The following is a 20,829-nucleotide window of genomic DNA, read 5'->3' on the forward strand; positions in this document are numbered from 1 at the left end:
CGGATGAATAGACCTCGAGCATCGAGGCCCGCATCAGCCGGGCATAGACCGCGGCATAGAAGAGCCCGAGCGTCAGCGCCGGCAGCACGAGGTGGCGGGCGATGTCGAGGGCGCGGGCCAGCGGCCCCATCTGCGCGCCGATCGTCATCATGCCGCCCGAAGGCAGCACGCCCAGCGTCACCGAAAACAGCACGATCAGCATCAGGCCGAGCCAGAACTGCGGCATCGCATAGCACAGCAGCGCCAGCACCGAGACGATCGTGTCGACCCATTTGCGGTGCCGCATCGCCGCGACGACGCCACAGAGCACGCCGACCACGATGGCAATCCCGATCGCCGTCAGCATCAGCAGGAGCGTCGCCGGCATGCGGTCTGCGATCAGGTCCAGCACCGGCCGCTGCTGGACGTTGGAGACACCGAGATCGAAGGTCAGCAGCTTGCCGAGATTGATGAAGAACTGCTGGTAGAGCGGCCGGTCGATGCCGAACGAGCGCCGGAGTTCGTCGACGAACTCCTTCGATGCACCGCCGGACTGCGCGCCGATGATCTCGGCCGCGTCGCCGGGCGCGAGGTGGAGCAGCGCGAAGTTCAGCACCGCGATGCCCAGCACGCTCGGAACCACCTGGAGCAGGCGAACGGACACGAAACCGAGTGACAGGGAGGACATCAGGCCGTTTCCCGGAACGAGGAGGTGATGACGGGGCGCGAGCGCATCGGCGTTCCCATCAGTCCTTGGAGACCCCGTCCCAGGATGAATACATCGAGATGCCGTTGGTGATCAGGCCCTTCACCTTGCGGTTCCAGACATGGGTGTAGGACATCTCCATCAGGAAGATCACCGGCAGCTCGTCGTGCAGGATCTGCTGCAGCTCGTCGAACTGCTTCTTGCGGGCAGCCGGATCAATCTCGCGGGCGGCGAGCCCGAAGAGCTGGTCGACCCGCGCATTCCGGTAGCCCATCGAGTTGGTGAAGGTGGCGCCCTTCCTGATGAAGTCGGAATGGAACGTGCGCTCCACGCCGATCGAGGGATCGGAATAGTTATGCGAGAAGGTGCTGGTGAGATTGAAGCTCCAGTCGGTGTAGACGGCCTTCAGCCAGCCGCCGAGATCGGCGCTCTGGGTCTCGACCGCGATGCCGACCTTGCCGAGCTCCTGGCGGACATATTCGCCGAGCCGGGCCCAGTTCTCGCCATAGGGCAGGAAATGCTGGGTGATCTTGAAGCGGACCCCGTCGGCACCGCGCAGATAGCCGGCCTCGTCGAGAAGCTGGTTGGCCTTGCGCGGGTTGTACTCATAGGGCTTCAGCGCCTTGTTGAAGGCGGAGTTCGTGCTGACGACGGGACCGCGCGCCGGCTTGCCCTGGCCGTACCAGATCACATCGACGATGCGCTCGCGATCAAGCGCGAGGCTGAGCGCTTGCCTGACCTTGAGATCGGCGAGCGGCTTATCGCGCATGTTGACCTCGAGCCAGAGATTGGGACCGAGCGCCTCGGCTCCGGCCTGCGAGGCCTCCAGCGCCGGGATCTTCTCGAGCCGCTGCACCTCCGCCTCGGGCAGGCTGCTCATCGGGGCGAGATCGACCTCGCCGGTCTCGATGGCGATGGCGCGCGCCGCGCCGTCCGGCATGATCCGCTGCACGACCTGGTCGAGACAGGGGAAGCCCTTGCGCCAGTAGCCTGGATTGCGCTCCAGCGTGATGTGGCTGCCCTTGCGCCATTCCTTAAAGCGGAACGGGCCGGTCCCGACCGGGTTCTGCATGATCGGCGCAGCGCGGACCGCAGCCACCGCCTTCACGTCGACGCCGTCGAAGGCGTGCCTTGGCATGATCGGCGCCTCGCCGGGCTGGAAGACGTTCATGAAGAACGGCACCGGCGCCTTGAGCTTGAACACCACGGTCAGGTCATCGGGCGTCTCGACCGCCTCGACGTCGCCGAAATAGACTTTTCCGCGGGAATGATAGGGGCGGATGATGTCCTCGACGCTGAACTTCACATCCTGCGCCGTGAAGGGCTTGCCGTCATGCCAGGTCACGCCCGGCCGCAGCTTGAACGTATAGGTCTTCTTGTCGTCGGAGATCGTCCAGGATTCGGCGAGGCCCGGCTTYGGCGTCAGGGCCGGGCCCTCATAGGTCAGCAGGCTCTCATAGATCTTGGTGGAGATCAGCGCGACCGGAACGGCCGAGGTGGCGATCGTCGACAGCGAGGTCGGCTCGAGCGAATAGACATAGGTCAGCGTCCCGCCGGTCTTGGGACAGCTCTGTGCCAGCGCAGCGGCGCCGCAAAGAGCGAGCRCCAGCGGCGTTGCTGCGAGGATAGCCGGAAGCCTGCTCATACCCATGTCTGGACAATCCCCTTTATGATTGGGCGAACCCTTGCTGGGCCGCCTCCTACAGTTCCGTGCCGCACCACTCCGCGATGAACGCGATCAGGTGTTCGATCGCCGCGAGAAAATCGTCGATCGGAATATGCTCGTCGGGCTTGTGCGCCTGGGCGATGGAGCCCGGCCCGAAGATGATGCTCGGGATTCCGCCCTGGTTCACGAGATGGCGCATGTCGCAACAGAAATGGCCGGGATAGGCCGTGCCGTCTCCCCCCCGGCGCGCCAGCACCTCCCCCATCACACGCGCAACGGGAAGGTCGGCGGGCTGATCCGTGCTGTCGTCATGGTGCAGGAATTCGAGCCTGGCAGGATGGCGGCGCAGCCCCTGGTCAGCGGCGTTGGCGCCTGCGATCGCGTCACGGAAACCATCCATGATATCGGTCACGGCACCGAGCGAGGGCGCGAAATAGGCACCGCCCTTGATCACCACCTCCCCGGCCGTGACCGTCTCGTAATGGCCGCCCGCGATCTTGCCCATGGTCAGTGAAAAGGGCGGCTTGGCGCCGGCCGGCGTGCCCTGGTTGTAGCGGCGCTCGAGCCCGAGCAGCGCCTCGATCACCGGCGGCAGCATGTCGACCGCACCCAGCCCCTCCAGCGTGCCGCCGTTCCAGCGCGCGCCCGGCGAGCGCTGGACCCCGCTCAGCGTGACCTGCCAGTAGAGACCGCCGGGATGGCTGTAGGCGATGGTGTTGCTGGTCGGTTCCAGCACCACGGCCGCATCGGCCGCAGCCCCACGCGTGACGAGGTCGAGCGTGCCGTTGCCGGCATGCTCCTCGTTGACGACGCAGTGGAGCGTGACGTCGCCGTGCAGGCGCGTTCCGGCCTCGCTGAGATAGCGCATCGCCAGCAGCGCGGCCATCAGGCCGCCCTTCATGTCGGAGGTGCCGCGGCCATACATCAGGCCGTMAGTGATCTCCGCGCCGAAGGGATCGCGCGTCCATTGCGCCAGGGGCTCGACGGTGACCGTATCGATATGGGCGTTGAGAATAAGCGAGCGCCCGCCGCCCGTGCCCCGCCAGGTGCCGACGACATTGGGCCTGCCATCATAGTTCAGCACCGGCTGGAGGCCGCTGTCGCGCAGGGCCTCGAAGGTCGGGAGCCCGGCATAGGGCAGGATCAGATCGTGCTGCCAATGCGTCGGATACTGCGCGACATCGGGGAAGGCCTTGAACATCGCCTCGACATCCGGCTCGGCCTGCGTGACGGCAGCCCCGGCGGAAGACAGGATCTCGACCATGCGCCCCTGCGCCGCCCCCTCCTCTCCCGTGAGGCTGCGGATCCGGACGATCTCGGCCAGGGCTGCGACGCTCTGGGCGCGCCGGCTCCTGGCCAGCGCGAGTGCTGCTGCTGCCTGCGAATGTGTTTCTGCGCTGTCCACGATGTTCGCCTCGGGTTGATCCATGAGCCGAACGTCGCAGCGCTAAAACTATTAGACAAATTAGAAGTTTTATATCGATACATGTCGCAGGAACTGCAGGATGGCAGCCTGCGGCTGGCTGTGGACGGACCCCATATCGTGATGGGCCTGTTCGCCCGCTTCATGGCGTTGCATCCGCGGGTCAGGCTCTCGGTCTCGACCGGCAACAGCCGGATGGTGCGGCAGGCGCTGCTCGACCGCCATGTCGATATCGGCATCCTGCCCGCCGTCGCGGACCATCCGCATATCCACGCGATGCCGCTCTGGCATCACCGCGGCGTGGTGATCGTCGCCAACAGCCACCGCTGGGCCGGTCGCCAATCGATCTCGCTGTCCGAGCTGGACGGCGAGGCGATGATCGGTCGCGAAGACGGCTCGATGACGCAGAAGCTCGTGGACGCCGCCTTCGCCCGCGCCAAGGCCAAGCCGCGCTATGTCCTCGAACTGGGCAGCCGCGAGGCCTTGTGCGAGGCGGTGGCGGCCGGCCTCGGCCACGGCATCGTCTGGGAGCTCGAAGCCTATGGCTCCGGACGCTTCACCACCCTGCAGCTCAGCGATGGCGAGGTGGCGAGCACGGATTATGTCGCCTGCCTCAAGAGCGAGCGGATGCGGTCCGTCGTCAAAGCCTTCTTCGACGTCACGGCCAAGCTGCCGGACGACCGCAGCGACATCCGCGCGCTGCGGTCGGGATGAAGCCGCCCGGGTGAAGCGGGGACATTTGCGCGTCAGGCGAAGGCGACGTTCTCGCGCTGCGCGCGGAGCCGTGGATCACGCGAGCGCACCTCGACCGGCCGCCCGTCGAGAACCTCGAAGCAGCGGGCGAGCGTATCCTCCGAGAGGCGCCGCATCGCCTCGACCGTGAAGAAGGTCAGGTGCGGGAAGAGAATGACGTCGTCGCGGCCAAAGAGCGGGCTGAGCACATGCCCGGCCTTGGCCAGCGGTTCCGTCGAATAGACGTCGAGCCCGACGCCGCCGAGACGTTCGGCCAGCACGGCCTCGACGAGCGCCGCCTCGTCGATCAGCGCTCCCCTGGAGACGTTGACCAGCACGGAGGAGGGTTTCAGGCAGGCGAGCTCGGCGCGGCCRATCAAGCCGCGCGTCGCCGCGTTCAGCACGCAATGGAGCGAGACGAAGTCGCATTGGCGCAACATCGCATGCAGATCGTCGACCTTCTCGATGCCGGCCTCAGCGAGCTTTGCCCGGTCGACATGGGGATCGTAGCCGAGAACACGGGCCCGAAAGCCCTGCCCCGCCATCCGGGCCATGCTGCGGCCGATCTTGCCGGCACCGACGAGCCCCAGCGTGGCGCCGGAGATATCGCGGCCGATCCAGCGCTGTTCCGGCCAGATCCAGCCCTCAGTCGCCATGGCGCGGCCGATTTCGGGCAGGCGCTTGGCCAGCGCGATCATCAGGGCGAAGGCGCCCTCCGCGACGGTCTCCTCGGCATATTCAGGAACATTGACGACCGGGATGCCACGCGCGCTTGCGGCGGGGATATCGATCGCATCGATGCCGACGCCGTATTTGACGATGCCCTTGAGCCTGGGCGCAGCCGCGATGACGCGAGCCGTGATCGGCGTGTAGCACATCAGGATCAGCTCGGCGTCGGCGACGGCCTCGATCAGCGCGGCCTCCGGGATGCCATCGGGCAAGGTGACGAGCTCGACGCCGCGGGCTCGCAGGCCGGCGTCGATCTCGGGGCATTCCAGTTCACGGTCCGTGCGGACGGCTTTCATAGCGGACCCTTTCGGTCGGGAAGTCAGAGGCGCCTCAGCCGGCCGCGATCGCGGTCTCGACGATGTCGAGCGCGCGGTCCAGGTCGGCTTGCGGGATCACCAGCGGCGGCGAGAGCGTCAGCACGTTGCCCTGGCTGATCTTGAAGCTCAGCCCGGCTTCGAGGCAGCGATAATAGACCCGTTCGGCGAGCGCGTTGTCGGGCGCCATGTCCGCCTTGTCGGCCACGATCTCGACCCCGAACATCAGCCCGCGCCCGCGCACGTCGCCGACATGGGGCGAGCCCTCGCCGAAGGCGCGCAGACGGTCCATCGCCAGACCGCCGAGCTCAGCTGCGCGCTCCGGCAGACCCTCCTCGCGGATGATCGCGATCGTGGTCAGCGCCGCGCGCGTCGTCACCGGGTTCTTCTCATGAGTGTAGTGGCCAATCGCGAAATCGCCGGCGACATCGAGGTCGCGCCGCGCGATCGCCGCGGCGATCGGCAGGATGCCGCCGCCCAGCGCCTTGCCGACGACGAGAATGTCGGGCGTCACCCCGTCATGCTCGCTGGTGAAGAAGCGGCCGGTCTTGCCGAGCCCGGTCGGGATCTCGTCGAAGATCAGGAGCGTGCCGTGGCGGTCGCAAGCCTCGCGCACCAGTTTCCAGAAGCCGGGCGCCGGCGGGTTCGGGGTCGCCCGCATCGGCTCGGCGACGAGGGCCGCGAAATCGCCCTCCCGGCCGAGCACATAGGAGATCATGCTGGCGCAGGCGCGAGCCGAATCCTCCAGGCTGTTATGGCCATAGGCGCAGTGATGGTTCGCCCAGGGCGCGACATGCTCCGCGCCCGGCAGGAGCGGCCCGGCAATGCCGGAGCGGAAGGTCGCCTCGCCGCCGACGCTCGAGGCGCCGAAGCCCGCACCGTGAAACGCATCCCAGAAGGACAAGGTCTTGAAGCGCCCGGTGGCGGCGCGCGCAAGCCTGAGCGCCACCTCGACCGCATCCGAACCGCCCGTCGTGAACAGCACCTTGCCGAGATCGCCCGGGGCAAGGCGGCCCAGCGTCTCGGCCAGCTCGACCGCGGGCTCGCAGGTGAAGCGGCGCGGCGCGAAGCAGAGATCGTCGATCTGCTGCTTGATCGCAGCCTTCAGGCGGGGATGGCCATAGCCGATATGGTGGACGCTGTTGYCATGGAAATCCATGTAGCGGCGCCCGGCCGTGTCCTGGATCCAGATGCCCTCGGCCTTGGCGATCGCCGTGACGCAGGGGCTCGACAGGCTCTGGTGCAGGAAGGCATCGGCGTCGCGCTTCAGCAGGCTCTGCGTCGCCTTGTCATCGAGCCGCGCCGACCAGGCGCCGCGCGCCGCCGAGGTGTTCGACTCGCCTTCGGTATGCACGAGCTTGGCGGAAAGACCTGACATATCTGAAACTCCCGGGCCAAGGCGACGCGCCGGCGTTGCGGCGGGCGTTCCCCTGGCGACTGCTTTCGACTGGCGACTGCTTTCGATGTCGGCATCATCGCCGGCAATAGAGCATCTGAAAAATCGTTATTTTCGATCGACGCATAAATTGAATCGTTGCATTGATGCGTATCGCCTCCCCGGCTCCACCCTGCGCGGATCCCGCCATGCGCTATGTCCAGCTCCGTGCCTTCCATCAGGTCGCGCTCGCCGGCGGCTTCTCACGCGCCGCGAGCGAGCTGAACCTGACGCAGCCGGCGATCTCCGATCAGGTCCGCAAGCTCGAGGAGGAGTATGACGTGCTGCTGTTCAGCCGGCAGCACAGGCAGATCGCCCTGACCGCGATGGGCGAAAGGCTGCTCGCGATCACGCACCGCCTGTTCGATGCCGAGGACCAGGCGCGCGGGCTGCTCTTAGAGTCGCGCGCCCTGCGGCTCGGGACCCTGCGGCTCGCGGCCGATTCCGTCCATCATGTCCTGCATGTGCTGACAGCGTTCCGCGAGATCTATCCGGGCGTGCGGATCACGGTGAGCGCCGGCAACACCGAGACCATCGTGGCGCAGCTGCGAAGCTACGAGGCCGATATCGGCGTCCTCGGCGATATGGCCCCGCACCGTGATTTCGAGATCATTGCGCTGAATGCGGCGCGGATCATCGCCGTCGTCGCAGCCGATCATCCGCTTGCCTCGCGCCGGTCGCTGGCGCTGGCGGAGCTTGCCGGCATGGCGCTCGTGATCCGGGAAAGCGGCTCGCGGACGCGCCGGCTGCTCGAACAGCGCGCGTCCGAGACCGGCGTCAGGCTGACCTACGCCATCGAGGTCGAAGGGCGCGAGGCTGCGCTCGACATCGTGGCGGCGAGTGGCGGCATCGGTTTCGTCTCGGAGGCCGAGCTGCGCGGCGATCGCGGCCTGGTGCGCATCGCCCTCGACGGGCCGCCGATCCTGATGGAGGAATCCCTGATCTGCTTGAGCGAACGCCGGGACAACAAGGCGATCAAGGCCTTTCTGGACGTCGCGCGGGATCTTTCTTGATCAGGCTGGACTAAACCCGCCCCGTTCCGTCTCGCACCGCGCCAGCGCGCACCAAGAGCTGACAGCAACGCAGCCGGTCCAAATCGTTGCTTTGAACGCAGCATTGGAAACCCGGTGGCGACTCTCTGCGAATCCGGCAAACCTGCCTTAACTACGATCCCGCATCCCATACACAAATGGTCGACGTCACTTGAAAGTATATTTGAAGCGGATGTCGCTTCGTGTCAGTATTCCCAGCAGAAATTGCGACACTCGATATCGCTGCCGCCTTCCGCCCTTGCCTATGCGTTCCTTGCCTATGTCTTCTGGTGGGTTCACGAGGGGCGTACCATGTCGGCTCAAGAACGCGGGCTTGCCCGTCTCATGCTTAAGATTCCTGCGTTCCGCAATCGCTTCGCACGAATGCGGGATCTACGGTTTCGCAGCGTCTGCGAGGAGTACGATCTCGTCTGGGAGGTGATCACCCAGTGGTCCCAGGACGGACGTTGCGCGATGTTCAACTTCGACGATTACCGCCGCCTCGCCGCCTCGATCGAGAGCGACGCCATCGCGATGGCCGAGGCCGTTCCGGACCCCGGCACGACCGCCGAGGCGGCCAGTCCGCAGCTAGCGCCATCGGCATCCTCGGAGTCCGACAAGCCGCCCCGCTGACACATTCCTCCCACGGGAGGCAACGCCCACCACCAGGCCGGCGTCTGCGGTGTCCGCTCGCGGTCCCGTCCCCGGCGAAATCCGGGCCCAGGGCGCGCCTGTTGGGATTGTCGGCATGACGACGCAACCCACGGTCCTGCGCGCCAGTCCCTCCCTCCGAATCGTTCGAACGGCTCGCGTACGGGGCGGCAGGTCCAGCCGCATTCGCCTCACAGGACCAGGACACGTCCGCCGAAACTGGAGCGGAACAGGGCGTCATGGGCCTCCTGATCCGGATCAAAGCAGCAGTCCTGGACCAGACGCAGATCGTAATCCGCATCACAGGCCCAGGCGACGCTGGACAGGACCACGCCGGTGGTGCTGATCCCGGCCATGACAAGCGTGCTGACACCGCGCGTGCGAAGGTCCGCGTCGAGTGACGTGCCGTGGAAGACGCTGGCGCGCGGACAGGCATAGACGAGGTCACCCGGCTCGATCGCGAGGCCCGCGACGGGCAGACCGGTACGAAATCGTCCGCTCGGGAGATAGGGCGTGATCTGGCGGTTGGTTCCCGGCGGGGCATGTTCATAGTCTGCGCCCAGCGAAAAATTCGGGAACAGCACCGGCCGGCCCGTGGCGCGCCAGCGCCGGATCAGTGYGTTGCACCGATCCAGCAAGGGCGATGGCTTCTCTCCGAACAGGATCTCGAACACGTCGACCTGATAATGCATGACGACGAGGGCCGCTCTCTCGATGTATTCGCCCCGAATATCGACCGACATCACAATCACCCCAAGTTGAATTTCAAGCGTTGTTTGACACGCGCTGCGGAAACACAGGCCTCGTCCTAGATTTCACTTTCTGATGAGAGACTGTGGCGCCATGCAGTCATTTGCTCCACCGTCGATGTCGCCCCGCCGCAGACGATGACCAGGATGTTCTGGTAATCGGCGAGTTCCGCGACATTCTGGTAGAGCGTGGCGATGCTCGCCCCGCATGCCGGTTCGACGAGGATGCGATGGTCGTCCAGGAACCGCAGGCACGCCTCCACCGCCTGAAGATCCGAGACCACGGCGCAGTCGATGCGATGCTGTGCAAGAAGAGCAAAGGCATGCTCCGAGACCTGGTGCGCACCGAGCGAGGTGGCGATGCTCTCGATCGCTGGCAGAACGATGCGCTCGCCCCGGGCAACCGACTGGGCAAAGGAGGACGCGCCCGTCGTCTCCACCGCAAGAACGGGACAGTTCAGCGTGTGGCGCTGCAAGCCTTCGATGACGCCACTGAGCAATCCGCCGCCGCCGACGGAGAGAACGACGAGGTCGGGCTGCACTCCATCCTCGACCACCTCATCGATGATCGTCGAGTGCCCCCGCCACACCACCGGGTCGTCGAAGGGGTGGATGAACGCATCGCTCTCACCCAGCATCGCAAGCGCGCGCTCGTTTGCCTCCTGCCAGGACGCACCGTGGATCAGGACATCGGCCTTCATGTCCGAGATCAGGCGACAGGCTCTTGGCGATGTCGTCTCGGGGACGACAACCGTGACGGGGATGTCGAGCTCACGCCCGGCATAGGCGACGGCGATCCCGGCATTGCCGCCAGACGAGCTGACGAAGCGTTTCACGCCGCGCCTGGCATGGTCCTGACACGCAAGGCCAATTCCGCGGAGCTTGAAGGACCCCGAGGGCTGAAGGGATTCAAGCTTCAGCCACACCCTTCGCCCGCTCGCCCGGGAGAGAGCAGACGAGTGGTGTGTCGGTGTTCTGACATGGAGGGACATCATGACTTTCCTCTCCACCACCGTGGAGCCGAGACGATCGATCAGTGATCAGCAACGATTTTGCGGACGCTAAACATGCTCGCCGCCGCCATCGTTCAAAGGCGCCGTGGAATGCCGGACCTTGAGTTGCATGCCGACGGATAAGCGCTCCGATGCCGTTTCCGGCTGCTTGTCGGACATTTTCTTCAGCAGAAGCGTGGCTGCGAGCTGGGCTACTTTCGTGCCGTTGCCGCGCACGGCCGTGATCGATGGCGTCATGACTTCCAGGATACTGGCGTCACCGATCGACACGATCGACATGTCGCGCGGCAGCACGAGGCCGCGTTTCGCGCAGAAATGCAGGATACCGGGGATCTCGTCGATATTGGCGATGATCGCCGTGATCGGCCGCTCGCCACGGCATAGGGCCTCAAGCTTGCGGGCTCCGAATGCGCCCACCTCGAAGATACGACCTGCCGGCGGTTCCAGCCCCCGGTCTGCGAACGCCGCATCGAAACCGGCCCGCTGCTCCCGCCCGACCCAGGTGTCGAGATGACCGGCGACGAGCGCGATCTCGCGGTGCCCCAGCGCCAGCAGATGCTCGGTTGCCCTGCGAGCGCCGACACGATGCTCCGTCAGGACAGTATCGAAACCGCCATCGGGGCTGCGCTCCCAGAGCACCATGGGAATGGTGATGGCGGTAAGCCGCTATGGGCTGGCGGATATCCGTGACGAGGCAGCCGACGGCGTAGCTTTTTCCGAGCCGCATGGAGCGCGCCACGGAATTGGGGTGATAGCCCAGGTCCTGGACGGCCTTGAAAACCTGCTCGCGCAAATGAGGTGCGACATTCTCGTTGCCATTGAGAACCCGTGAAGCGGTGCCGAGCCCGACACCGGCCCGGCTCGCGACGTCCTTGATCGTGATCGGCCTGGGCTCGTCCGCCGACTGCCTCGTCCCCATCTTAGCCACGCCGACCGTCCCTCTCCTGCCCCTGGCCGACATACACGTGCGGCAAGGAGCGCGCGAGCCGAGGGACCAATTCGATGACCGTGATGCCGATCGCCGTCGCGAGATCATGGATCGAGATCTCTTCGGTGCCCTGCCGCCCAAGGACCACGACCTCATCGCCGGGCGCGACGTCGGAGATCCCCGTCACGTCGATGACCGAATGCTGAAAGGTCCGGCGCCCGAGCACGGGGCAGCGCCGGCCGTGGATCAGAACCTCCCCGAGCGGCGGAACATGGTTCAGCCCATCCCAGAAGCCGATCGGCGCGACCGCGGTCCGCATGCCGCGTTCGATGGCGATCGGCGCGCCATATCCGATCCCCAGCACCGTTCCCGGAGGATGCTCCTGGACCTGGATGATCCGGGATTTCACCGCGGTGAGCAGAGGCGAGAGGCCGCTGCTCTCCATCCAGTGCTCGTCAAGCCCGCCGCCATAGATCAGGCGCCCGGGGTCGACCGCATTGAAGAGCATGTCGGGATAGGCCAGCACCACCCGGCTAGACGCCAGCATGAGGATGAGATCGTCGTGGCCGGCTGCCGCAGCATCGGCTGCCGCCTGCCGGAAGAGCTCTGCCTGGCGCCTGCTGACGCCCGGATCATCCGGAGTGCTGAGATGCGAGTACAGGCCGCGCACCCCGACATGATCGGCAGCACGAAGGCGCTGCAGCACGCCGGGCCATTGCTCGGGGCGCAGACCGTAGCGGCCAAGCCCGCAATCAACCTCGACAAAGACCTCGATCCGCTCGCCAGCCGTCAGCACCGCGTCCATAWCGGCCATGCTCTGGACCGTGACCGTGGCGCCGAGCCTGGCGGCGGCCGGCAGATCGCCCGGCGTGGTCGACGCGAACAACAGGACGGGAAGCGTCGTGCCGGTGCTGCGGATCGAAACGACTTCGTCAGGGCTGCCGGCACAAAAGCCGTCGACGCCGGCCCGTTCCGCGGCCTTCGCGACCGCGGCGGCGCCAAAGCCGAAGCCGTCGCCCTTGCAGACGAAGTAGATGCGAACATCCCGTCCGACCAGACTGCGCGTTGCCGCGACATTCCGGCTCAATGCACCGAAATCGAGCTCCGCCCAGCTTGGGCGCAGGAGTCGGGCGAGATCGTACCGGCGGCAATCGGTCCGGTTGTGGCCCGGATCGATTGCCGAGAGTGCGACTTGCGCCGTCATGCCGGCTCTCCCTCATATTCCGGGCTCAGCGCCGCCCGGCCCTGATCCCCGTCCATGAAGAGACGGAGCTGCGCTTCCGCCAGTTTCGGCAAATCGGACGCCAGGCCATCGCGACGAATGTCCGTTGCGACCCGGTCTGCGCGACCGTTCGCTCCAGTGACGACACCATAGACGTCGCGGGCGAACTCCCTGGTGAAGCGGCCGTCGCGGACATCGGCTGCGACATGGTCCGGGTCACGTTCGAGCGGATCGCCATTGCCTGCCCCGCCAGGCGCGACATGGGTGAAGAGATCGCCCTTGCTGAGAGCGAGCGTCCGCATCGGCATCACCGGGAGCAGTTCAGTCGTGCCGTTCCGATCGATGATATTGAGCGATGGCGAGCCCGGACATCCGCCGAAGAGGCCCGGCGGCAGATGCGCGCGCCGGTCCGAGCGGATCGTCAGTTGCGCGTCATCCCCGAGGATACGGTAAGAGCGCGTGATCGCCATGCCGCCACGGCGGCGGCCGGCACCGCCCGAATTGGCGACGAGACCATAGCTCTCGATCCGCAAGGGATAGCGTGCCTCGATCAGTTCGATCGGCATGTTCGAGAGGTTCGCGCCGGGGTTGGCGATCCCGTCGACCCCGTCCTTCGTGGCCCGGCCGCCCCAGCTTCCGAGAATGCCATCGGTGATCAGCCAGGTCTTCCCCTCGTGGATGCCGCTGAGCGACACGGCGGAGGGCCCGCCTTCGCCGGCGGCAGGCATCCGGTCCGGCACGATCTGGGCAAACGCGTTGAACAGCACATCGAGCATGCGATAGGCCATGACGCCGCGGGCTGCGCAGGCCGCCGGCGGACGCGGGTTGACGATAGTGCCGAGCGGAGCCACGACCCGAACCGGCCGCGTATAGCCTTCGCAGTTTGGAACCGCCGCCTGGACGGCGCAGCGCAAGGCGGCATAGGCGACCGAATAGGTGATCGCCACAGGTCCGTTGATGGCGCCCGGAACCTCCCCGCTGGTCCCCGTCCAGTCGATCTCAAGCTCGTCGCCTGCAACCGTGATCGTCACCTTGAAGCGGATCGGCCCGCCGCCCTCGCCGAGGCCGTCGATGAAATCCTCGGCCTCATAGACGCCGTCAGGCATCGCGCGGATCTCGTCGCGGACGAGCCTTTCCGCGTAGGCGTGCAGTTCCGCCAGCATGCCGCGCATGGCCGGCGCGCCGTATTTTTCGAGCACCTTGCCGAAGCCGCGTTCGGCAGCGGCGCAGGCGGCGATCTGGGCCCGAAGATCGCCCAGAACCTGTTCCGGAACGCGGGAATTGACCTCCAGGAAAGCCAGGAGGTTCTCGTCCATCCGGTCTTCGTGCATCACCTTGATAAGCGGGATCCGCAATCCTTCCTGGAAGATCTCGGTGGCATGCAGGGCCATGCTGCCCGGCGCCATGCCGCCGAGATCAGTGTGGTGGACGAGGCTCGCTACGAAGCCTTCGACATGGCCGGCGTGGAACACCGGCTTGACCAGATAGACGTCCGGCAAATGCATGCCGCCGGCACCGTAGGGGTCGTTGGTGATGTAGCCGTCGCCCGGCTGCATCGTCCCGCCGAAGCGTTTCAGGATGTTGACCATCACGCTCGGGAACGAGCCGAGATGCACCGGATTGGTGAGGCCCTGGGCGATGATCAGGCCGTTTCGATCGCAGAGCGCCGTCGAGTAGTCCATCGAGTCCCGGACGATCGGCGAATAGGCGCTGCGCAGGATGACCAGCGCCATCTCGTCGGCGATGGACGCGAGCGCGTTCTTGACGATCTCCAGGGTCACCGGATCGGAGCGCGACAATTCGGGGCCAGAATGGGGGGCACTATGAGGGGCGAGCATGACGTCACCTTTCCGAGGCTGTGAGTACGAGATTGCCCAATTCGTCGAGACCCGCCGTCCAGCCAGGAGGAACCACGCAGGTGGCGTCGTATTCCTCGACGATCAGCGGGCTTTCCCGGTCGCCGGCCGCGAGGTCGAGACGCGTGATGATCGGCGTCTCCAGGTGCCCCCAGTCCGGTCCGAACCAGCAGGTCCGCATCGACGGAGAGCCCGCCACCCCCGTTCGCGCGTCCGGGGCTGACGGCCGATAGGCGTCGGTCCTGTCGCTGCGGGAACGGCCGGTCACGCGGATATTGACGATCTCGAGCGGATCGCTCGTCGATGCATGGCCGTAGGTCTGCTTGTGCTCGCGGTGGRAGGCCGCGCCCATGGCGGCGATGTCGATGGGGTCGCCCGGACGGTCGGTCAGCCCGATCGTCAGCTCATAGGCCTGCCCGGCGTAACGCAGGTCGGCCAGCCGCTCGATTTCGATATCCGCTCTGGTGAAGCCGTCGGCCTCCAGGCCGGCGAACATGCTGGTCTCGAGCTTGCGGTAGGCCGTATCGAGCCTGTCGGAGTCGATCGCATCGAGCGCGCAGAAATAGGTCTGCATCAGGTCGTGCTCGGTCGTCGAGTAGAGCAGACCGAGCGCGCTGAAGACGCCAGGATGGGACGGGACGACGACACGCTTCATGTCGAGGAGGCGCGCGATCTCGGCTGCCACCGCCGGACCGTTGCCGCCGAAGGCGAACAGGGTGAAGTCGCGCGGATCGCGGCCGCGATAGGTCGAGACGGCCTTGACGGCTCGCATCATCGWCGAGGCCGCGATGGCGTAGACGCCATGGGCGGCCGTCTCGAGATCAAGCCCCGTGGGGGCGCAGACCTGCTCGCTGATCGCACGCCGCGAGCGCTCCGCATCGAGGCGCACGGCGCCGCCGGCGATGTATTCCGGATTGATGTAGCCGAGCACGACGAGCGCGTCGGTCAGCGTCGGGCGGGTTCCGCCTGTGCCGTAGCAGGCCGGGCCCGGGACGGCGCCGGCACTGTCGGGACCGACCTGGATCAGGCCGCCGGCATCGACCCGGATGATGCTGCCGCCGCCGGCGCCGATCTCGGAGACGTCGATGAACGGCAGCTTCACCGCGTGCCCGCCGCCCTTGATCAGCTTGCTCGAGATGTTGATCCCGGCCCCGACCTCGTACTCCGTCGTGCGTGCCGGCTGGCCCTGCTCGATGATCGCGGCCTTGGCGGTCGTGCCGCCCATGTCGATCGTGATGATATCGTTTGAGCGTCCCGCCGCTCCGATGCGGGCGGCAGCGATGACGCCGGCCGCGGGACCGGACTCGATGATGCAGGCCGGCTTCTCGCTCGCGGACAAGGCACTCATCACGCCTCCGCTCGACTGCATGACCTGCAGCGGTGCGTGAATGCCGGCATCGCGCAGCCGCGTCGACAGGGCACGCAGATAGGAGCGCACGACGGGCCCGAGATAGGCGTTGACCACCACCGTGCTCGTCCGCTCGTATTCGCGGATCTCCGGCAGGACATCGCTGGAGCAGCTGACGAAGACCTCGGGGCCGAGCATCCCGGCGAGAATCTCGCAGGCCCGCCGCTCGTGCTGCGGATTGGCATAGGCGTGCAGGAAACTGACCGCGACTGCTCGCGTGTCGCTCGCCGCTATGCTGCGCGCCGCCTCGACGACGCTGTCCTCGTCCAGGGGCAGGACGATGTCGCCATGGGCTCCCATGCGCTCGGCAATCTCGTAGCGCCGATGGCGCGGCACCAGCGGTGTCGGCTTTTCATAATTCAGATTGTAGAGCTCGGGCATGCGCAGCCGGCCGAGCTCGAGGACGTCGCGGAATCCGCGCGTCGTCAGCAGCGCGGTCGTGGCGCCCTTGCCCTCCAGGATCGCGTTGGTTGCCACGGTCGTGGCGTGCACGACCTCCTCGATCTCGGTCGGCTTGCCGCCGATGCGAGCCAGCAACGCAAGCACGCCCTCGACGATGCCGCGGCTGTAGTCGTCGGGCGTCGACGGTCGTTTGAACGAATGGACCGTCTGACCGTTCTCCAGGAAGGTGATATCCGTGAAGGTGCCACCGATATCGGCACCCACTCGAAACGAGCGCGCTGTCATAGGTTGGTCTCCGCTAGGTTTTGGACCGAGATGGGCGCTGCGTGACAACGGACGAGCCGATCGCCGAGGTGAACCTCGGGTGGCTCGCTTTGCGCACAGATCGGAATCCGGTTGCTGCAACGGGGTTCGAAGGGGCAGCCGCCATGGCGGGCCGCTTCGGGCAGTGGCGGTTCGGCCGGGCGATTGCGCCCGGCGAGCCCGCGCGGGATGGCGGCGACCAGGCGCTGCGTATAGGGATGCGCTGGCGCCGCCAGAATCTCTGCGGCAGGACCCATTTCGACGATACGGCCGGCATGCATCACCAGCACGCGGTCGCAGAACGCCCCGACGAGCCCGAGATCGTGGCTGATGATCACCAGCGTCAGGTGCTTGTCGCGATGCAGCTGCTGAAGCAGCGCAATGATCTCGTTCTGCACGGAGACGTCGAGAGCCGATGTCGGCTCGTCGGCGATCAGCACCTCCGGCTTCCTGGCCAGGGCGCGGGCGATCCCGATCCGCTGCTTCTGGCCGCCCGATAGCTGATGCGGCAGCCGACCGAGCAGCTCCGGCCCGAGGCTGACCTGCGCCAGCAGGGCATCGAGCGCTCCCGGCGCGAGCGGCCCGCCGAAGGCTTCGCTCAGGCTGCGCGCGACGGTCTTGCGCGGGTTCAAGGCCGTGTGTGCGCCCTGGAAGACGAACTGCACGCGGTTTCGGAAACGCTGCCAGTCCGCGGCCGCAAAGCTCGCAAGATCGCGTCCTTCGAACGAGACCTGACCGCTGCTCGGACGGTCGAGCCCGACGAGAAGCCGCGCGAGCGTCGACTTGCCGCTGCCGCTTTCGCCGACGATGCCGAGCACGTCGCCGGCCTGGACCTCGAAGCTCGCCCMGAGCAGAGCCGACGTCGTCCTCCGGTCGAGCAGGCGCGCCAGCGCCGAACGCGCCAGGGGGTAGCGCCGGCTTGCGCCTGCGGCGGCAAGGAGCGGCGGCGGGACTGTTTCGGCTTGGCTCATCTCAGACGCTCCGCCAGCAGGCGCTGACATGGCCGCCCTCACCCCGCAGGCTCGGCCGCAAGCTGCAGTCCGTGTCAGCCAGAGGGCAGCGCGGCAGGAAATCGCAGGCGCCTTCGCCGGGGTTCCCGGTCAGGCGGCCGGGCTCAGCGGCGCGCAGCGGGCGGCCTGGCCTTGGCACGGAGTCCAGCAGGAGACGCGTGTAGGGGTGACGTGGCGACGTGAAGATCGCCTCCGTGCTGCCGGTTTCGACGATCCGGCCGCGATACATCACCGCGATCTGGTCGCAGAACTCCGCGACGAGATCGAGATTATGCGAGATGAACAGCAGGGTGATCCCGAATGTCGCGCTGATGTCGCGCAGCAGCGCAACCACCTGGGCCTGAACGGTGACGTCGAGCGCCGTCGTCGGCTCGTCTGCGATCAGCAGGCGCGGCCGGCAGGCGATCGCCATCGCGATCAGCACACGCTGGCGCATGCCGCCGCTGAGCTCATGGGGATATTGGCCGCTCCGGCGGTGCGGATCGTCGATACCGACCTTGCCGAGGAGCTGTTCGGCCTCCGACCGGGCCGCCCCGGGGCCCGGATCGTCATGGCTGCGAATGGCGTCGACGAGCTGCCGGCCGATCGTGAAGGCGGGATTGAGGGCGGTCATCGGATCCTGGAAGATCATGGCCACCTTGCGGCCACGCAGGTCGCGACACGCGCTCTCGGGAATAGCCGTGATGTCCTGCCCTTCGAGGCTCATCGCGCCCCCCACGACCCGGCCCGAGCGCCCAAGCAGGTGCATGATCGCCAGCGCGGTGACGCTCTTGCCCGAGCCCGACTCGCCGACGATCGCGAGTTTTTCGCCGGCCCGCACCTGGAGGGTGACGCCGTGAACCACCGTCCGGGCCGCGGCGCCCTGACCAAAAGCGATGGACAGGTCATTCAGGGACAGCACGGGCGCGCTCATAGTGCCGGTCCCCCATCACGCCGCCGGGGATCGAGCACCGTCCGGAGGGCGTCGCCGACGAGGTTGAAGCCGATCACGGTCAGGAAGATCGCCAGGCCCGGCCAGGTCGCGACCCACCATTCGTCGGAGAAGGCGAGCGAGCGCGCATCGGCCAGCATTCCACCCCAGCTCGGGGTCGGTGGCTGCACGCCAAGCCCGATGAAGCTGAGCGAGGCTTCGATGATGATGCCGATGCCGATCAGGACGCTCGCCTGGACGAAGATCGGCGAGAGGATGTTGGGCAGGATATCGCTGGCCATGATGGACCAGGACCCCGCGCCTTGCAGGCGCCGCGCTGCTACGTAATCCGCCCTGGCCTCGGCCAGGGCCAGGCCGTGGGCGACGCGCGCCAGCCCGGGGATGAACAGCAAGCCGACGAGGAGAATGATCTTGGCTTCGTTGGGGAGCACGAGCGGCCCCAGCTGCACCGACTCGGTGCCGAAGATTCCGACGATCGCGATCGCCCAGACGAGCAGCGGGATCGCCGCGAAGATATCCATCAGGCCGAGCAGGACGGTCTCGACGAGCGTGCCGCTGTAGTAGCCGGAGAGGATACCGACCAAGAGCCCGCCGGAGAGGCCGATCGCGACGGTCAGCACGCCGATCATCAGGGATCCGCGCGCACCCCAGACGAGCCGGGCGAGGATGTCGCGGCCGACCTCGTCGGTGCCCAGCAGGAATGACGGCCCCGGAGGCTCCAGCCGATGCTCCATCATCAGATCGAGGGGATCGTGCAGAGGGAGCCAGGGAGCGAGAAGCGCAGCCAGGACGACGAAGCCGACGATGACCAACCCGGCCAGGCCGATGCGCGTCTGAGCGAGGCGGCACATCGTGCCGGTGAGCCCGGACAGCCGGGGCACGGCGCGGATGCCGGCGGCCGATGCCATTGGCGCAGGTGCTGTCGAACGCGCGGCGTCAAGCATGTCTCAGCCTCGGATTGATCAGCCGCTGGACAAGATCAGCAGCGAGATTTGAGAGGATGAACATCACCGTGACGACCAGGACGGTAGCCTGGATCATCGGATAGTCGCGTTGCGTGATGGCGGTCAGCAGGGCCCGCGAAAGACCCGGTATGTTGAAGACCAGCTCGATGATGATCGCCCAGCCGAACATGTAGCCGAACGACATCCCGGCGACGCTGACGAAGGGTGGAAGCGCGTTCTTCACCACGTAGCGCGCGACCAGACTGCGTCTCAAGCCGAGAGCATGCGCGGTGCGGACGTAGTCCTGACCCAGGATCTCGATGACGGAAGCGCGCATCAGGCGGCTAAGCGCACCGATATAGTAGAGCGCGATCGACAAGGCCGGCAGCACCAGGGAGGCGAGATGGGCGTGCCAGCCTTCCGAGAGCGGCGTGATCCCGATCGGCGGYACCCAGCCCAGCCTGACGGCAAAGACACGGATCAGGATCAGGGCGAGCCAGAATCCCGGGACCGACACCGCCATCAGGGATAGTACCCTGATCAGGTGGTCCGGCCAGCGGTCTTCCGTCAGCCCGGCGACCAGGCCGAGCGGAATCGCGCCGGCCAGCGTCAGGAGAAAGGTCGCGACCACCAGTTCGACTGTGACCGGCAGGCTCTCGCGCAGCTCGAGATCGATCGAACGGCCGGTGATGTAGGAGGTGCCGAAGCCCGAGCGGGGAAGCTGCGCAACCCATGCTGCGTATTGGGCGGGCAAAGCGCGGTCGAGACCGCGATCGCGCTCGAACTCATGGATCTGCTCGACGGTGGCGTCCGTGCCGAGCACGATCCGCGCCGGCGAGAGCGGGGTCAGCCGCGTGAGCGCGAAGAGGAGCGCGCTGACCACGACGAGCACGGCAAGACTGCTGAGAATGCGACTGGCAAACCACATGGTTTCTCGCCTCAGCGGAGATCGGCCACGGCCGCGTCGGTCAGGCGCAGCGTGATCCCGGTATTCGGCTCGAAGCCCTGCACATTGCTGCGCCAGAGGTTGAAGCTGTGGACGGCTCCGATCCAGGTCGACGGCGAGTCCGCCGCCAGGATCGCCTGCATATCGGCCAGGATCGGTCCCAGAGACTTTTCGTCGTCGACACGGAAGCTCTCGGTCAGAAGCGTATTGAGCCGCTCGTTGCTGTAGCCGGAGCTGCGCGTCATCACCTGGTTCGGTGTATAGATGCCCTGAATGATGAAGGTGGGATCGGAGGGACCGATGACCGCCATGAGCGCGGAGGTCTGGTTGCCGCCAAAAACCTGCTCGATGAGTTGGCCGGTCTCGAGCGGCTGGAGTTTGACCTTGATTCCGAGCCGGGCCAGCGATGCCTGGATGAAGAGGGCCGCGTCCGCGACGTCCAGCAGATAAC

The 20,829-nt window shown here is 66.5% G+C and carries 20 protein-coding genes and 1 pseudogene; 4 read left to right on the top strand and 17 right to left on the bottom strand.

Annotated elements, in window-relative coordinates; all coding sequences use genetic code 11:
• The 3 genes from AC1DRP_RS31090 to AC1DRP_RS31100 form a co-directional block, all read right to left on the bottom strand.
• Positions 1-667, bottom strand: a 667-nt coding sequence (locus tag AC1DRP_RS31090) for an ABC transporter permease (protein WP_476770508.1), incomplete at its 3' end; no start/stop codon positions are given.
• A 58-nt stretch (positions 668-725) separates the two neighbouring features.
• The gene (locus AC1DRP_RS31095; RefSeq protein WP_476770509.1) at positions 726-2,336 is read right to left on the bottom strand and encodes an ABC transporter substrate-binding protein; all 1,611 of its coding nucleotides are present in this window, start codon (positions 2,334-2,336) and stop codon (positions 726-728) included.
• Between the two features lie 49 nt (positions 2,337-2,385).
• Positions 2,386-3,756, bottom strand: coding sequence for a M20/M25/M40 family metallo-hydrolase (locus tag AC1DRP_RS31100; protein WP_476770510.1), 1,371 nt, complete (start codon positions 3,754-3,756; stop codon positions 2,386-2,388).
• Between the two features lie 81 nt (positions 3,757-3,837).
• On the opposite strand from AC1DRP_RS31100, the gene AC1DRP_RS31105 reads away from it, so the two are divergent.
• Positions 3,838-4,488, top strand: coding sequence for a LysR substrate-binding domain-containing protein (locus AC1DRP_RS31105; protein ID WP_476770511.1), 651 nt, complete (start codon positions 3,838-3,840; stop codon positions 4,486-4,488).
• Between the two features lie 32 nt (positions 4,489-4,520).
• On the opposite strand, the gene AC1DRP_RS31110 is transcribed toward AC1DRP_RS31105, so the two are convergent.
• Together AC1DRP_RS31110 and pbfA are read right to left on the bottom strand one after the other, a co-directional pair.
• Complete coding sequence (locus AC1DRP_RS31110) at positions 4,521-5,531, bottom strand: 2-hydroxyacid dehydrogenase (protein WP_441507387.1); 1,011 nt, start codon at positions 5,529-5,531, stop codon at positions 4,521-4,523.
• 34 nt (positions 5,532-5,565) lie between these two features.
• Positions 5,566-6,927, bottom strand: coding sequence for a (R)-1-hydroxy-2-aminoethylphosphonate ammonia-lyase (gene pbfA / locus AC1DRP_RS31115; RefSeq protein WP_476770512.1), 1,362 nt, complete (start codon positions 6,925-6,927; stop codon positions 5,566-5,568).
• Between the two features lie 206 nt (positions 6,928-7,133).
• On the opposite strand from pbfA, the gene AC1DRP_RS31120 reads away from it, so the two are divergent.
• Positions 7,134-7,997 carry a LysR substrate-binding domain-containing protein gene (locus AC1DRP_RS31120; RefSeq protein WP_441507385.1) on the top strand — a complete coding sequence of 288 codons (864 nt, stop codon included), beginning with the start codon at positions 7,134-7,136 and terminating at the stop codon, positions 7,995-7,997.
• A gap of 363 nt (positions 7,998-8,360) precedes the next feature.
• Positions 8,361-8,648 carry a hypothetical protein gene (locus AC1DRP_RS31125; RefSeq protein WP_441507384.1) on the top strand — a complete coding sequence of 96 codons (288 nt, stop codon included), beginning with the start codon at positions 8,361-8,363 and terminating at the stop codon, positions 8,646-8,648.
• Between the two features lie 209 nt (positions 8,649-8,857).
• Here the strand turns inward: AC1DRP_RS31125 and AC1DRP_RS31130 are convergent, their stop codons facing one another.
• The 3 genes from AC1DRP_RS31130 to AC1DRP_RS31140 all read right to left on the bottom strand — a co-directional run bounded on the left by AC1DRP_RS31130 (position 8,858) and on the right by AC1DRP_RS31140 (position 11,070).
• Positions 8,858-9,409 (bottom strand): cysteine hydrolase family protein, encoded by a 552-nt coding sequence (locus AC1DRP_RS31130; RefSeq protein WP_476770513.1) that lies wholly within the window; start codon positions 9,407-9,409, stop codon positions 8,858-8,860.
• A 65-nt stretch (positions 9,410-9,474) separates the two neighbouring features.
• A complete protein-coding gene (locus AC1DRP_RS31135) occupies positions 9,475-10,410 on the bottom strand; it encodes a pyridoxal-phosphate dependent enzyme (RefSeq protein WP_476770514.1) in 936 nt (311 codons plus the stop codon).
• A 66-nt stretch (positions 10,411-10,476) separates the two neighbouring features.
• Positions 10,477-11,070, bottom strand: coding sequence for a substrate-binding domain-containing protein (locus AC1DRP_RS31140; RefSeq protein ID WP_476770515.1), 594 nt, complete (start codon positions 11,068-11,070; stop codon positions 10,477-10,479).
• Between AC1DRP_RS31140 and AC1DRP_RS31145 the strand changes: the two genes are divergently transcribed.
• On the top strand, positions 11,069-11,260 hold the full coding sequence (locus AC1DRP_RS31145; RefSeq protein ID WP_476770516.1) for a hypothetical protein: 192 nt from the start codon (positions 11,069-11,071) through the stop codon (positions 11,258-11,260). The two genes, AC1DRP_RS31140 and AC1DRP_RS31145, sit on opposite strands and share 2 nt — an antisense overlap.
• On the opposite strand, the pseudogene AC1DRP_RS31150 reads toward AC1DRP_RS31145, so the two are convergent.
• The 9 genes and pseudogenes from AC1DRP_RS31150 to AC1DRP_RS31190 form a co-directional block, all read right to left on the bottom strand.
• A pseudogene (locus AC1DRP_RS31150) lies at positions 11,231-11,464 on the bottom strand (LacI family DNA-binding transcriptional regulator); the annotation flags it as partial. The gene AC1DRP_RS31145 and the pseudogene AC1DRP_RS31150 sit on opposite strands and share 30 nt — an antisense overlap.
• Positions 11,349-12,560 (bottom strand): alanine racemase, encoded by a 1,212-nt coding sequence (gene alr, locus AC1DRP_RS31155; RefSeq protein ID WP_476770517.1) that lies wholly within the window; start codon positions 12,558-12,560, stop codon positions 11,349-11,351. The gene alr and the pseudogene AC1DRP_RS31150, both read right to left, overlap by 116 nt.
• Complete coding sequence (locus AC1DRP_RS31160; protein ID WP_441507381.1) at positions 12,557-14,416, bottom strand: hydantoinase B/oxoprolinase family protein; 1,860 nt, start codon at positions 14,414-14,416, stop codon at positions 12,557-12,559. Before AC1DRP_RS31160 ends, alr begins: the two co-directional genes overlap by 4 nt.
• A gap of 4 nt (positions 14,417-14,420) precedes the next feature.
• A complete protein-coding gene (locus tag AC1DRP_RS31165; RefSeq protein WP_476770518.1) occupies positions 14,421-16,529 on the bottom strand; it encodes a hydantoinase/oxoprolinase family protein in 2,109 nt (702 codons plus the stop codon).
• On the bottom strand, positions 16,526-17,518 hold the full coding sequence (locus AC1DRP_RS31170) for an ABC transporter ATP-binding protein (protein WP_476770519.1): 993 nt from the start codon (positions 17,516-17,518) through the stop codon (positions 16,526-16,528). Before AC1DRP_RS31170 ends, AC1DRP_RS31165 begins: the two co-directional genes overlap by 4 nt.
• Position 17,519: 1 nt before the next feature.
• Positions 17,520-18,458, bottom strand: coding sequence for an ABC transporter ATP-binding protein (locus AC1DRP_RS31175; RefSeq protein ID WP_476770520.1), 939 nt, complete (start codon positions 18,456-18,458; stop codon positions 17,520-17,522).
• A gap of 8 nt (positions 18,459-18,466) precedes the next feature.
• A complete protein-coding gene (locus AC1DRP_RS31180) occupies positions 18,467-19,432 on the bottom strand; it encodes an ABC transporter permease (RefSeq protein ID WP_441507377.1) in 966 nt (321 codons plus the stop codon).
• On the bottom strand, positions 19,425-20,360 hold the full coding sequence (locus AC1DRP_RS31185; RefSeq protein ID WP_441507376.1) for an ABC transporter permease: 936 nt from the start codon (positions 20,358-20,360) through the stop codon (positions 19,425-19,427). Before AC1DRP_RS31185 ends, AC1DRP_RS31180 begins: the two co-directional genes overlap by 8 nt.
• 11 nt (positions 20,361-20,371) lie before the next feature.
• The coding region (locus AC1DRP_RS31190; RefSeq protein ID WP_476770521.1) for a hypothetical protein at positions 20,372-20,829 on the bottom strand (458 nt) is incomplete at its 5' end.

This window comes from Allobosea sp. 01N443, assembly GCF_056399325.1.